Here is a 12265-nt window from a genome sequence, read left to right as displayed (position 1 = left end):
TGTTTGTCCGTCTCCCACGCCGGACTTTTCCGCGTCATCGTTGGAGCGATACAATCAGCCGGGCCACCTTTGCCGGCAAGAACAATAGAAAGACAGCATGAAGTTTCTCATCAGCAACGACGACGGTTATTTCGCTCCGGGACTGGCCATGCTGGCGCAAACCCTGTCCCGCCACGGCGAAGTCGTCGTTGTCGCGCCGGAGCGGGACCGCAGCGGCGCCAGCAACTCCCTGACCCTGGATCGCCCCTTGACCGTGCGCAAGGCCGCCAACGGCTTTCACTACGTCAACGGCACCCCCACCGACTGCGTGCACCTCGCCGTGACCGGCATGCTGGACTTCAAGCCGGACATGGTGTTCAGCGGCATCAACCACGGCCCCAATATGGGCGACGACACCCTGTACTCCGGCACCGTGGCCGCTGCCACAGAAGGCTTCATGCTGGGCATTCCCTCCATCGCGGTGTCGCTGGCCGGCTATAGCGGCCAGCACTTCGCCAGCGCCGGCCTGGTCGTCGATCAACTGGTGGAACGCTGCAAGCGCAACCCCTTCCGCGAGCCGGTGCTGCTCAACGTCAACGTGCCCGATATCGCTCCGGAAGCGCTGGGCCAATTGACCGTCACCCGCCTGGGCCGCCGCCACTGCGCGCAGCCGGTGATCAAGTCTCAGAATCCTCGCGGCGAGACGATATACTGGGTAGGACCGGTCGGCAATGTGCAGGACGCCGGCGCGGGCACGGACTTCGGCGCGCTGGCCAACAACGATATTTCAGTGACGCCGCTAATGCTGGATTTAACCGCCTATGGCCAACTAGACGGAATCAAAACATGGCTACACCACAGCTGACGCCGGGCCAGCCGGCTTACGGCATGCTTTCCGACCGCACCCGACGCCGCATGGTCGAGCGCCTGCGCCAGAACGGCGTGGCCGACGAACGCGTGCTCACCGCGATGTCGGACGTGCCGCGTCACCTGTTTGTAGACCAGGCGCTGGCCACCCGCGCCTACGACGACGTGTCGCTGCCCATAGGCCACGGCCAGACCATCTCCCAGCCTTTCACCGTGGCGCGGATGACGGAAATCCTGTTGAATGGCAAGAAACCGGGCAAAGTATTGGAGATAGGCACCGGCTGCGGCTATCAGACCGCGGTGCTACTGAAGACCGGCGCCGAGGTCTACTCCATTGAACGCTTGGGCGTCATTCTTGACAAAGCCAGACGCAATTTGCGCGCCGCCAAGCTGGTGCACGCCCGCCTGGTCCACGGCGACGGCCATTTCGGCCTGGCCGAGGCCGCGCCCTTCGACGGCATCATCATGACCGCCGCCGCGCGCAACATCCCCCAGGCCCTGGTCGAACAACTCAACGACGGCGGCCGCATGATCATGCCGATAGGCGAAGAGGAACAGTACTTGTGGCTGATAGAGAAAACCGCGCAAGGCCTGCAGAAAAGCCGGCTGGACCCGGTGAAATTCGTACCCTTGCTTGCCGGACGCAGTTAAAACTGCAAAAACACAACAGTTTCTTTGTCCGACAATTTATCAAATCACTTAAACAGACTATAAAAAACAAAAGTATGCTAAAAATGCATTGCAGCTATGCATATATATTCACGGCTTCGATCGGCATCGCCCTGAGCGGATGCAGCAGCATCGCCCAGCAACCGGCCCCCGTGGAAAGCGCAACGCCGGCCGTCGCGCGCAGCGCGCCGCCTTCGGCGCCCGTCGCGACAGGCGGCAACAGTGCGGCGGTGACGACGCCGTACCAGGATAACGGAGGAGTGTCCGCCACGCCGATAGGCTCCGCCTCGGCGGCGGGCGCAACAACAAAAGAAAAGACCCATGTGGTTCAGCCGGGGGAAAACCTGTTCCGCATCTCTCTGAACAACGGCCTGAAATACAAGGACGTCGCGGCCTGGAACAACCTGCCGGACAACAACATCAAAGTAGGACAAGTACTGCGCTTGACCCCGCCCGGCGGCGATGCCCCTCCTGCGGCCAACGCCGGCCAGCCGACGGCCGGCGCCGCGCCGGTTCAGCCCAGCGCGCCGGTGGAAAGCGCAACTGTCCAAGCAGGCGGTGTCAAGGCCTACCCCAAAGCCCTGAAACTGCCATACAGCGCAGAAGCAGCAAAAACCCTGTCCGCCCAGAGCGAGGGAGGACCGGGCAACAACAAGAACGCTCAAGCCCCGATCAGCGCCGCCGGCTCGCCGGCGACGGCAAGCGCTCCGGCCAAGACCGAAGCGCCGGCGGCAACGCCGTCCAGCAAGCCCGAGGCCAGCAAGCCCGCGGCGAAAACGGACGAAGACGCGGTGCCGTGGCTGTGGCCGACCGAAGGCAAGATGATCCGGGGATATTCCGATAGCAGCAAGGGCATAGACATCAGCGGCCGCAGCGGCCAGCCGGTGTTGGCGGCGGGAGACGGCAAAGTGGTGTACAGCGGCACCGGCCTGCGTGGCTACGGCAAGCTGATCATCATCAAGCACAATAAATCCTTCCTGTCGGCCTACGCCCACAATAGCCAGTTGCTCGTAAAGGAGGGCCAGTCTGTCAAGCGAGGGCAGAAGATTGCCGAAATGGGCAATTCCGACGCCGACCAAGTGAAACTGCACTTTGAAATCCGCCGCCTCGGCAAGCCGGTGGATCCGATGCAGTACCTTGACCATAAGTCCTGACGGGCGGCCGGGGCCCCCGTCCAGGATCAGAAAGAGACGGGGGTAGAACATGAGTAGCGAACTCGACATTCTCGAAGAGCAAGAAATTCTCGACGAGGAAAGCAATGAGGAAGCCGTTGCCGAAGTGGAGGCAGAGGAAGTCGGCGAAGCGCAGCCGGTATACGAAGAAGTTGCCGACGTCACCCAAATCTACCTCAACGATATCGGCAACAACGCCCTGTTGACGCCGCAGGAAGAACTGGCTCTGGCCCGCCGCGTGGTGGCCGGAGAGTTCGAAGCGCGGCAGAAGATGATCGAACACAATCTGCGGCTGGTGGTGAACATCGCCAAGCATTACATCAACCGCGGCCTGGCGCTGTTGGATCTGATCGAGGAAGGCAATATCGGTCTGATGCACGCGCTGGAGAAGTTCGACCCCGAGCGCGGCTTCCGCTTCTCCACCTATGCCACCTGGTGGATACGCCAGAGCATAGAGCGCGCCATCATGAACCAATCTCGCACCATCCGCCTGCCGGTGCACGTGATCAAGGAGCTCAACGTTTATCTGCGCGCTTCGCGCCACTTGGAAAGCCAGATCGGCCGCGAGCCGACGCTGGACGAAATCGCCCACCTGGTGGGCAAGCCGGTGGACGATGTGCGCAAGGTGATGAACCTCAACGAGCGCATGGCCTCGCTGGACGCGCCGCTGGACATCGATCCGATGCTGTCTATCGGCGAGTCCATCCCGGACGAGCAGCACGACGAGCCGGAAATCCAGTTGCACAACAGCCAGCTGGAGCACTTCGTCCATGAATGGCTGGGCCAGTTGAACGAGAAGCAGAAACTGGTGATCGAACGCCGTTACGGTCTGAACGGCTACGAGATCTGCACGCTGGAGGAATTGGCCGCCGCGCTGAGCCTGACCCGCGAACGCGTGCGCCAGATCCAGATCGAAGGCCTGGAACAGCTGCGCCGCATCCTGCGCCGCAAGGGCATCTCCAAGGACTTCCTGCTGTAGCGCGCGCCAGCGTCGACCGCAGCCAGCAGCCCCCGGCCCCCCGGGGGCTTCGTCATTTCCGCGCCAGACGGAAACGACGGCTACGACGCAGCCAGTCCCGCTGCCGGGCGGCGTCCGCGGCGCGCGAACGATAACGCAAGGCCACGTATTCGCTCACCAGGGTTTTCAACTGCGCGTATTCCGCAGCCGCCAGGTCGGGCTTGGCGCGACGCAACAGCTCCAAGGGCCCGTCGCAAGGACCGGCCTCTATCCGCCGCCGGCGCAATTGCGCCAATAACAGCCGCCAGCCCCTCGCCATCGGCTCCTCGCGTCCGCGCCCCCTTCGCCACCACCAGGCCAGCGGCAAACCCGCCAGCAAGACGCCGACGAACAGGGCCTGCAACACGCTGCTCGCGCTCACGCTCTCGCCCAGGCCCAAGCGTTGAAACACATTGCGCTGCCGCGCGGCGTCGTAGCCCACCACCCATTGCTGCCAGGCGAAACCCGCGGCCTGCCAGTTCTGGCGCAGATTGCGCAACCAGGCCGGCGGCAAACCCGCCATCCCGCGCTCCCTCAAGGCCGGCACGCTCTGCTCCGCGCCATCCGCCAGGCGCAGCGGTGCCACCGCGCTGGTGGGATCGACGCGCAGCCATTGCCGGCTTTCCGCCAGCCAAATCTCCACCCAGGCGTGCGCGTCGGACGACTTCACCTGCCAGAAACGCCCCACCGGATTGTATTCTCCGCCCTGATAACCGACGACAATCCGCGCCGGCATGCCCGCGGCGCGCGCCAGAAACGCCAGTGCCGACGCGTAATGCTCGCAAAAGCCCTGCCGGCTGGAAAACAGGAATTGATCGACCTCGTCTTGCCGGTCCAGCAAGGGCGGATTCAGCGTATAGCGAAAGCCCTGGCTTCGAAACGCTTGCAAGGCGGCCTGCGCGAAAGCGCCCTCCCCGCGCGCCGCCAGCTCTCGCGCCCAAGCGCGCGCGCGCGGATTGCCGGGCGGCAAGCGCAGGTAAAACGCGCGCTCGGACTCGGACAAACCCGCCTGATAACGCGCGCCTAAGCGGCTGATGGCATAAAAACGCTGAGTCCTCCTGTCCTTGGCGTCCCCGCGCAACACCATGCCGTACCGCAAACGCGACGCCTCGTCCGGCAGCGGCACATCCAGCGCCGGCAAGCGCCCCTTGTCCGGCTCCAGCGTAACCGCGTACTCCACCGTCTCCCCACCGCTGACGCCCTCCGCTCCCGCGCCGCGCGCCTCCCCGTCGCCGCTCCAACGGCTGCCGTCGAAGCGGTCCAGCAACAAGACCCGCCAGTACATCTGCTCCCGCGGCGGCGCCCGCTGCGGGAACACCGCGGAAAACGCCGGTTCCCGGCTCAGAATCAGCTGGCTGACGCTGCCCGGCTCCAGGCTGTCGCCCAGGCCGCTGACCGCCTGCCTGCCCGGTTCGCTGGGCATGCTCCACAAGGGGCCGGACAGCCGCGGCATCATCACGAACAAGACCAGCATCAAGGGCAGCGCCAAGCCCAGGGCCGACGCGGCGGAGCGCAAGCTGCCGCGCCATGGCGCGCCCTCCAGCGCCGCCATCGCGCCGGTCAGCGCCAACAAACTCACGGCCAGCCAGGCCGCGGCCAACGGCGACTGGTCGAACAGCAAGGGCATGGCGGCCAGAAACACCCCCAAGGCGATCAACACCCGCCAATCCCGCAACTGAGCGCACTCCTGCGCCTTGAACCCCAGCAGCAACAGCAAAATGCCGACGCCGCCCTCGCGCCCCACCAGGGTGCCCAGCGTGCGCCAGGACAGCCAGGCGGCCAGCAGCAAGGGGGGCAACAACCACCAGAACGCCGGAGGCGCTCTGCGCCGCCAAACCAAGGCCGCCTTGCCCAGCAATAAGGCGAAGGCCAAGGCGACCAGCCAAAACGGCAGATGCAGCCATAGCGGCGCGGCGCTCAAGGCCACCGCGGCCAGCGCCGGCCACACTCTGGCGCGATCAGGAACGCTCATCGCCGCGCTCCAGATACAGGGCCAGAGCCGTCAGCGCCAATAAGCGCTGTTGCGGCTGCGGCCCCACGTTGCGCACCGGCAGCTTCAGCACATAGGGCTGGCGCTGGCGCTCGCACTGCTCCACGCGCCAGGCCAGGCGCGACAGCTTGAGCTCCACATCGCCGCCTCGACCGTAATCCTGCCAGTCCAAGGCCAGCAAGCCGGCCCGCCCTTCCCCGGCGAACTGCTTGCTGACCAGCGCACCGCGGCGCGCCAGCACTTTCCAGGCGATGCGGCGCGGCGAATCCCCGACTCGATACGTGTCCAGATGGGAGAAGTCCTCCTCCTCGCCCGGCAGCTCGCAGGGCTGATCCCCGCCGCCCTGGCTGCGGCCGCGCTGGCCGTCCTGCAAGGGCGCGGGAAACAACAGCACCTGGGCCCTCAGCCTGACCCAGGCGCTGGCGCGCACCAGGCCGAACGGCGCCTCGCTCCAGACCTGGCAAGCCGGCAGGGCCATATAGCCGCGCCGGCTGCCGCAAACGCTCAGCTCCACCTCGAACTCCGCTCCGCCGGGCAGACGGTCAATCCGGGTTTCCATCCCGTCCTCCAGCGCCAGGCTCAGTTGACGCTCGCCCTCGTCCTCATGCTTCAGCAAGACGCGGAAACGCGCGGCGTCGCCGGCGAAGACCGGCTCCGCGTCCAGCGCGCGCAGCTGCAGGCCGGCCAGCTGCCGGTAAGCCAAGAGCACGGCCACCAGCAATAAACCGGCCACCCAGAACGACAGCGCGTAAGCAAGGCTGACGTCGTAGTTCAAAGCGCCTATCCATACCGCCAGCGCCACCAGGCCCAGCGTCATGCCGAAACGGGTGGGCAGCAGATAGATGCGGTTTTGCTCCAGCCGGCAATGCTGCTGCGGCGTCGCGCGGCGCAACATCCATTGCCGCAGACGGCGACGCGGATCAAGGAATGGGAACATGGGCGAGCAGGCCGCTGGCGGCGTCGCCGCCGTTTCCCCCGAGCAGGCGATGGCCGGCCACGCTGGGAAAGACCGCTTTCACGTCCTCCGGCAGCACGTGATCGCGCCCTTCCAGCAAGGCCCAGGCGCGCGCCGCAGCCGCCAGCGCCAGACCGGCGCGCGGGCTCAGCCCCGAGGCGAAGCGGCTGTCGCGGCGCGTGGCTTCGACCAAGGCCAGCACATAGCCGGCCAAGGCGGGACTGACCGTCAGCTCCGCGGCCTGGCGCTGCAGCGCGATCAAGTCGCCGGGACGCAGGGCCGGCACCAGCTTGGCCAGCAGCTGACGGCGGTCTTCGCCTTGCAGCAAGGCCAGTTCGGCCTCGCGCGGCGGGTAGCCCAGGGAGATGCGCATCAAGAAGCGGTCCTGCTGCGACTCCGGCAACGGAAAAGTGCCGGCCTGCTCCGCCGGGTTCTGGGTGGCGATGACGAAGAAGGTCTCGGGCAAGGGATAGGTGGCGCCGTCGACCGAAACCTGGCGCTCCTCCATTGCCTCCAGCAAGGCGGACTGGACCTTGGGCGAGGCGCGATTGATCTCGTCGGCCAGCAGCACCTGGGAAAACACCGGGCCTTGATGGAAGTGGAAGGAGGCGGAATCGCGCTGATAGATATTGACACCGAGAATGTCCGAAGGCAGCAGATCGCTGGTGAACTGCACCCGGCGATATTCCAGGCCCAAGACCCCGGCCAGACCGTGGGCCAACGTGGTCTTGCCCACGCCGGGCACGTCCTCGATCAATAAATGCCCCCGGGCGATCAGACAGGTCAAGGCCAGGCGGATCGCCTGCGGCTTGCCCAGGATCAGCTGATTCAGTTGACGATACGCAATGGAGAGAGATTGCATTTGCACCTGCTAACGCGCACTATTTATCGATATCGGATATCCTGCGTTCATTGTACGCAACAAGGAATCGCACGTGTTGACCTGGCTGAAAAAACGCTTGCAGCGCTCAGGCCTCACCGCCTACATCTCCCATCCCGAATGCCTGCAACACAATATGGGCGTCGGCCACCCGGAATGCCCCGAGCGCCTGATCGCCATCCGCGATCAATTGATGGCCTCGCAGATTCTGGACGGGCTGCAAGAGATCGAAGCGCCGGAAGTCACCGAACAGCAACTGGCCCGCGTGCATCCCCCCCACTATCTCGAATACCTGGAATCCTGCTCTCCCAGCATAGGCACTTTTCGCGTGGACCCGGACACCGCGATGTCCGCCGGCACGCTGCAAGCCGCCCGGCGCGCCGCCGGCGCCGTGGTCAAGGCGGTGGAACTGGTGGCGGAGGACAAGGCGCCCAACGCCTTCTGCGCGATCCGCCCGCCCGGCCATCACGCCGAAAGCGGCAAGGCGATGGGCTTCTGCTTCTTCAACAATCTGGCGATCGGCGTCACCCATGCGCTGGCCCATTATCAGTTTGAACGGGTGGCGGTGATAGATTTCGACGTCCACCACGGCAACGGCACCGAGGAAATCCTGCGCGACGATCCGCGGGTCTTGATGGTGTCCATCTTCCAGCACCCCTTCTATCCCTATAGCGGCGACGAGCCGCTGGGCCCGAACATGCACAATGTGCCGCTCAAGGCCGGCAGCGGAGGCCGCGAGTTCCGCGAGGCGGTGGAAACGGTGTGGCTGCCGCTATTGCACGACTTCCAGCCGCAGATTCTTTTCATTTCCGCCGGCTTCGACGCTCATCGCGAAGACGATATGGGTTCGCTGGGACTGGTGGAGGCCGACTACGAGTGGGTGACCCGCCACCTGATGCAGATCGCCGACCTCTACGCCGACGGCCGCGTGGTCTCGGTGCTGGAGGGCGGCTACGATCTGTCCGCGCTGGGCCGCAGCGTGGCCGCCCATCTGCGGGTGCTGTCCGACGGCTGAAACAGACCGCGCCAAAACAAAAGGCCGTCCAAAAAACGGCCTTTTCATGGCTTAAGCAAGGCTCAGGAAGAACTCTTGTCCGTCCCCTTGTCGCCTATTTTGTCCTCTTGACCGGTCAAGAGCTTGATCAGATTGGACTTGTGGCGATGCACCACCAGGATGGCGATGATGATGCAGCTGCCGAAGTACACGCTCTGCGGCCCGACGATGAAGTAGGCGTACACCGGCGTCAGCACGCAGGCGACGATGGCGGACAGCGAGGAAATCTTCAGCACGAAGGCGACGAACAGCCAGGTGGCCAGCGCCGCCAGCGCCAGCCACGGGCTGAAGCCCAACAGCACGCCCACCGCGGTGGCCACGCCCTTGCCGCCCTTGAAGCCGAAGAACACCGGCCACATGTGGCCGATCAGCACCGCCAGCGCCGCCAGCGCGATCGCCTGCTCGCCCAGGCCGTATCGCGGCCCGAACCAGGCGGTCAGCGCCACCGCCACCCAGCCCTTGATCCCGTCGCCGAGCAGGGTCAGCGCCGCCGCCAGCTTCTTGCCGCTGCGCAGCACATTGGTGGCGCCGGGGTTGCCGGAACCGTAACTGCGCGGGTCGGCCATGCCCATGGCCTTGCTGACAATCACCGCGAACGAGAGCGAGCCGATCAGATAGGCCGCAACAACAAAGGCAAAAGCTGTCGTGGTCATGGTGTATCCATTAGAATAGAAGGCTTCGGATTTTACGGTATCGGGCGGCAAACCCCAACTCCCAGACAGACTGATGGACATCATATTCCTGCGCGAAGTGCGCGCCGACACCATTATCGGTGTCTACGAATGGGAGCGGAAAGCCCCGCAAACCATTGAAATCGACCTGGAAATCGGCATTCCCAGCGAAGCGCCCTGTCACAGCGACAATATCGGCGACACCATACACTACGGCGTGGTGGTGGAGCGGCTGCGCAAGGCGCTGTCCGAACAGCATTTCCTGCTGCTGGAAGCGCTGGCCGAATACATCGCCAAGGTGATCCGCGAAGACTTCGGCGCGCCCTGGGCGCGCGTCTCGGTCACCAAGCTGGGCATCCTGCCCGGCGTCAAGCGCGTCGGCGTCTTGATCGAACGCGGCCACCGCCCGCGCTGAAGCCGAGCCGCCGGGCATTGACGCCCGCGCCCCGGCGCTTGATGATGTTTAGATCACAGCGCCGGAGCGCCTCATGTCTCGCTTATCCGTCCCGGAATTCCAGAACCTGATCGATCAGGAACTGCCCTTGGTCCGCCTGTTCGGCATCCAAACCGAATCCATCGCCGACGGCGGCGCGGTGTTGCGCATGCGCTTCAACCCGGATTTGATCCGGCCGGGCGGCACGATCGCCGGCCCCGCCTTGATGGCGCTGGCGGACGCCACGCTGTACGCGGTGGTGCTGGGGATGATAGGGCGGGTGGAGCTGGCGGTGACCACCAGCCTCAACATCAACTTCCTGCGCAAGCCGCCGCCGGCGGACGTGATCGCGGAAGGCCGCATTCTGAAGCTGGGCAAACGTTTGGCGGTGGGGGAAGTCTTGCTGCTGTCGGCCGAGCTGGAAGAAGCGGTGGCCCATGTCACCGGCACCTACTCGATTCCGCCTCTGTCCGGAACCTGAAACGATGCCGGGACTTGGAGCGCATTCGCGGTCTTGTGGGCGAAAAGGAGGGGTGGAGCAGGCTCTCAGTCGGTGTTCACTTTCAAACGCAGGCCAAACTGCTTGGGCGTCAGACGCAAAGACAGTTGGGCTTGCTTGTTCAGGTCCAGCACCGGAGATAGCGACAAACGGTTGCTGACCGCCTCCCGCTCAAAGCGCAGACCGCCGATGAAGATGTCCTTGCCGGCGTCCCGGGGCGCGGATTTGATCTCCCCGTCGGACGGAGAGGCGCAGGCCCAGGCTTGCGGCAGACACGCCGCCGCGGCGCCCGCGCCCGCCCACAGTCCCAGCCACAACAGCAACAGCTTGCATGCCATGCGCTCCATCTCCGCCAGATGAAATGCGAGAACCTTCTCTCATCATGGACAATGGCGCGCCGGCCGCAAGTTTTTTATTGATTGCGCATGAAGTCGGCGGTGTTGTGAAAAGCTTCGATCAGTTTTTGCTTCAACCAATCTTCGGCCACCAATTCATCCACCGCGCGGCGCATGCAGGACATCCATTGATCGCGCGCCGCCTCGTCCACCGCAAACGGCATATGGCGCATGCGCAGCCGCGGGTGGCCAAAGGCCTCCATGTACAAGGACGGGCCGCCCAGCCAGCCGGACAGGAACATGAACAGCTTCTGGCGCGAACCGGCCAGATCCTGCGGATGCATGTCGCGCAGCGGCTTGACCGACGGATCGCTGTCCATGATGTCGTAAAAGCGGTCCGTCAGCCAACGCACCACGCCTTCGCCGCCCAATAATTGATAGGGCGTCATTTCCCGCACTTCATCGCTCACGCTTCATTCCCCGTCGTCGGCCGCACCAGCGCGGCCGCTGTCCTGGCCCGCTCGCGGGCCTGTTCCACCGTCTCGGCCGTGGCCAGCGCCACGCCCATGCGGCGCTTCAAATAACTTTCAGGCTTGCCGAACAAGCGCAGGTCCGCGCCCGGCACCCGCAAAGCCTGGTCCACGCCGTCAAAAACGATGCCGGCCTCGTCCAGGCCGCCGTATATCACCGCCGACGCGCCGGCGCTGGAGATCTCCGCGTCCACCGGCAGGCCCAGGATGGCGCGCGCGTGCATCTCGAACTCGGACCAGCGTTGGGTGGCCAGCGTCACCAAGCCGGTATCGTGCGGCCGCGGGCTCACCTCGGAGAACCACACTTGTTCGCCCTTGATGAACAGCTCGACGCCGAACAGACCGCGGCCGCCCAACGCGTCGGTCACCGCCTTGGCCACTTCGCGCGCGCGCAGCAAGGCCAGTTCGCTCATGGGCTGGGGCTGCCAGCTCTCCACGTAATCGCCGCTGCGCTGCAAATGGCCGACCGGCGCGCAGAAATGCGTGGCGATGCCGCCCGCGCCGTCCGCCGCGCGCACGGTCAGCTGGGTGATTTCGTAATCGAAATCAATGAAGCCCTCGACGATCACCCGGCCCTTGTCCACCCGGCCGCTGCTGGCGGCGTATTGCCAAGCCTGAGCCACGTCCTCCGGCCCGCGCAACAGCGACTGGCCCTTGCCGCTGGACGACATCACCGGCTTCACCAGGCAGGGGTAGCCGATGCCGTCGTCGATTGCGGCTTGCAATTCTTCCAAGCTGGAGGCGAAAGCGTACGGCGAGGTGGGCAGGCCCAGCTCCTCCGCCGCCAGCCGCCGTATCCCTTCGCGGTTCATCGTCAGATGGGCGGCGCGCGCGGTGGGTATCACCTCGGCCAGACCGTCCGCCTCGATGCGCAACAGCTCGTCGGTGGCGATGGCCTCGATCTCCGGCACGATCAGATGCGGGCGCACTTGCTCCACCAGCCGGCGCAAGGCCGCGGCGTCCGACATGTCGATCACGTGGCTGGCGTGGGCGACCTGCATCGCCGGCGCGCCGGCGTAGCGGTCCACGGCGATGGTTTCCACGCCCAGCCGCTGCAAGGCGATCACCACCTCCTTGCCCAGCTCCCCGCTGCCCAACAACATCACCCTGACGGCACTGCGACTTTGCGGCGTTCCGATACGCATGACGATCTTCCTTGCAAATGAATGGCTTGGCCCGCCGGCGGCGGACGATGGGAATCCGAATCGGCGCGATTTTACCATGCGTCGGGCAT

14 protein-coding genes are annotated in these 12265 nt (G+C 65.0%); 7 read left to right on the top strand and 7 right to left on the bottom strand.

The genetic code is table 11. The features are described from left to right. The first annotated feature begins 97 nt into the window (after positions 1 to 97). From surE to rpoS, 4 genes are read left to right on the top strand one after another with little or no spacing between them, the layout of a single operon-like run. Positions 98 to 844, top strand: a complete 747-nt coding sequence (surE, locus tag DB032_RS02705; RefSeq protein WP_048415674.1) for a 5'/3'-nucleotidase SurE — start codon at positions 98 to 100, stop codon at positions 842 to 844. Then, positions 826 to 1497: a protein-L-isoaspartate(D-aspartate) O-methyltransferase gene (locus DB032_RS02700; RefSeq protein ID WP_019102883.1), complete on the top strand. Its 672-nt coding sequence runs from the start codon at positions 826 to 828 to the stop codon at positions 1495 to 1497. The genes surE and DB032_RS02700 overlap by 19 nt, the downstream gene beginning before the upstream one ends. Then, on the top strand, positions 1410 to 2669 hold the full coding sequence (locus DB032_RS02695; RefSeq protein WP_233246640.1) for a peptidoglycan DD-metalloendopeptidase family protein: 1260 nt from the start codon (positions 1410 to 1412) through the stop codon (positions 2667 to 2669). The genes DB032_RS02700 and DB032_RS02695 overlap by 88 nt, the downstream gene beginning before the upstream one ends. Positions 2670 to 2718: 49 nt before the next feature. Further along, entirely contained in the window at positions 2719 to 3666 is a 948-nt protein-coding gene (gene rpoS, locus DB032_RS02690; RefSeq protein ID WP_019102885.1) for an RNA polymerase sigma factor RpoS, read from the top strand. A 52-nt stretch (positions 3667 to 3718) separates the two neighbouring features. Here rpoS and DB032_RS02685 read toward each other — a convergent pair whose 3' ends face one another. The 3 genes from DB032_RS02685 to DB032_RS02675 are packed head-to-tail and all read right to left on the bottom strand — an operon-like array spanning position 3719 to position 7491. Next, positions 3719 to 5656 carry a DUF3488 and transglutaminase-like domain-containing protein gene (locus DB032_RS02685; protein ID WP_107798145.1) on the bottom strand — a complete coding sequence of 646 codons (1938 nt, stop codon included), beginning with the start codon at positions 5654 to 5656 and terminating at the stop codon, positions 3719 to 3721. After that, on the bottom strand, positions 5643 to 6611 hold the full coding sequence (locus DB032_RS02680; protein ID WP_107798144.1) for a DUF58 domain-containing protein: 969 nt from the start codon (positions 6609 to 6611) through the stop codon (positions 5643 to 5645). Before DB032_RS02680 ends, DB032_RS02685 begins: the two co-directional genes overlap by 14 nt. Next, positions 6595 to 7491 (bottom strand): MoxR family ATPase, encoded by an 897-nt coding sequence (locus DB032_RS02675; protein WP_107798143.1) that lies wholly within the window; start codon positions 7489 to 7491, stop codon positions 6595 to 6597. Before DB032_RS02675 ends, DB032_RS02680 begins: the two co-directional genes overlap by 17 nt. 73 nt (positions 7492 to 7564) lie before the next feature. On the opposite strand from DB032_RS02675, the gene DB032_RS02670 reads away from it, so the two are divergent. Beyond that, complete coding sequence (locus tag DB032_RS02670) at positions 7565 to 8524, top strand: histone deacetylase family protein (RefSeq protein ID WP_107798142.1); 960 nt, start codon at positions 7565 to 7567, stop codon at positions 8522 to 8524. Positions 8525 to 8586: 62 nt separating this feature from the next. Here DB032_RS02670 and plsY read toward each other — a convergent pair whose 3' ends face one another. Continuing rightward, positions 8587 to 9216, bottom strand: a complete 630-nt coding sequence (gene plsY, locus DB032_RS02665) for a glycerol-3-phosphate 1-O-acyltransferase PlsY (RefSeq protein WP_107798141.1) — start codon at positions 9214 to 9216, stop codon at positions 8587 to 8589. A gap of 73 nt (positions 9217 to 9289) precedes the next feature. On the opposite strand from plsY, the gene DB032_RS02660 reads away from it, so the two are divergent. Beyond that, the gene (locus DB032_RS02660; RefSeq protein ID WP_048415680.1) at positions 9290 to 9649 is read left to right on the top strand and encodes a dihydroneopterin aldolase; all 360 of its coding nucleotides are present in this window, start codon (positions 9290 to 9292) and stop codon (positions 9647 to 9649) included. A 73-nt stretch (positions 9650 to 9722) separates the two neighbouring features. Beyond that, positions 9723 to 10148, top strand: coding sequence for a PaaI family thioesterase (locus tag DB032_RS02655; protein WP_107798140.1), 426 nt, complete (start codon positions 9723 to 9725; stop codon positions 10146 to 10148). A 65-nt stretch (positions 10149 to 10213) separates the two neighbouring features. On the opposite strand, the gene DB032_RS02650 is transcribed toward DB032_RS02655, so the two are convergent. From DB032_RS02650 to purT, 3 genes are all read right to left on the bottom strand, one after another. Beyond that, entirely contained in the window at positions 10214 to 10504 is a 291-nt protein-coding gene (locus DB032_RS02650) for a hypothetical protein (RefSeq protein ID WP_146176564.1), read from the bottom strand. Between the two features lie 74 nt (positions 10505 to 10578). After that, a complete protein-coding gene (locus DB032_RS02645; RefSeq protein ID WP_227106904.1) occupies positions 10579 to 10971 on the bottom strand; it encodes a group II truncated hemoglobin in 393 nt (130 codons plus the stop codon). Continuing rightward, on the bottom strand, positions 10968 to 12176 hold the full coding sequence (purT, locus tag DB032_RS02640) for a formate-dependent phosphoribosylglycinamide formyltransferase (protein WP_107798138.1): 1209 nt from the start codon (positions 12174 to 12176) through the stop codon (positions 10968 to 10970). The genes DB032_RS02645 and purT overlap by 4 nt, the downstream gene beginning before the upstream one ends. Positions 12177 to 12265: the final 89 nt, after the last annotated feature.

It is taken from the genome of Chromobacterium sp. Panama, assembly GCF_003052555.1.
Classification (GTDB): domain Bacteria; phylum Pseudomonadota; class Gammaproteobacteria; order Burkholderiales; family Chromobacteriaceae; genus Chromobacterium.
The sequence above is the reverse complement of the archived record's forward strand: the minus strand, read 5'-3'. Positions and strand labels throughout refer to the sequence as shown.

Bases quoted from the DNA above. Each gene is read 5' to 3' on its own strand.
- surE (WP_048415674.1), top strand. From the start codon at position 98: ATGAAGTTTCTCATCAGCAACGACGACGGTTATTTCGCTCCGGGACTG.
- DB032_RS02700 (WP_019102883.1), top strand. From the start codon at position 826: ATGGCTACACCACAGCTGACGCCGGGCCAGCCGGCTTACGGCATGCTT.
- rpoS (WP_019102885.1), top strand. From the start codon at position 2,719: ATGAGTAGCGAACTCGACATTCTCGAAGAGCAAGAAATTCTCGACGAG.
- DB032_RS02685 (WP_107798145.1), bottom strand. From the start codon at position 5,656: ATGAGCGTTCCTGATCGCGCCAGAGTGTGGCCGGCGCTGGCCGCGGTG.
- DB032_RS02680 (WP_107798144.1), bottom strand. From the start codon at position 6,611: ATGTTCCCATTCCTTGATCCGCGTCGCCGTCTGCGGCAATGGATGTTG.
- DB032_RS02675 (WP_107798143.1), bottom strand. From the start codon at position 7,491: ATGCAATCTCTCTCCATTGCGTATCGTCAACTGAATCAGCTGATCCTG.
- plsY (WP_107798141.1), bottom strand. From the start codon at position 9,216: ATGACCACGACAGCTTTTGCCTTTGTTGTTGCGGCCTATCTGATCGGC.
- DB032_RS02660 (WP_048415680.1), top strand. From the start codon at position 9,290: ATGGACATCATATTCCTGCGCGAAGTGCGCGCCGACACCATTATCGGT.
- DB032_RS02655 (WP_107798140.1), top strand. From the start codon at position 9,723: ATGTCTCGCTTATCCGTCCCGGAATTCCAGAACCTGATCGATCAGGAA.
- DB032_RS02650 (WP_146176564.1), bottom strand. From the start codon at position 10,504: ATGGCATGCAAGCTGTTGCTGTTGTGGCTGGGACTGTGGGCGGGCGCG.
- purT (WP_107798138.1), bottom strand. From the start codon at position 12,176: ATGCGTATCGGAACGCCGCAAAGTCGCAGTGCCGTCAGGGTGATGTTG.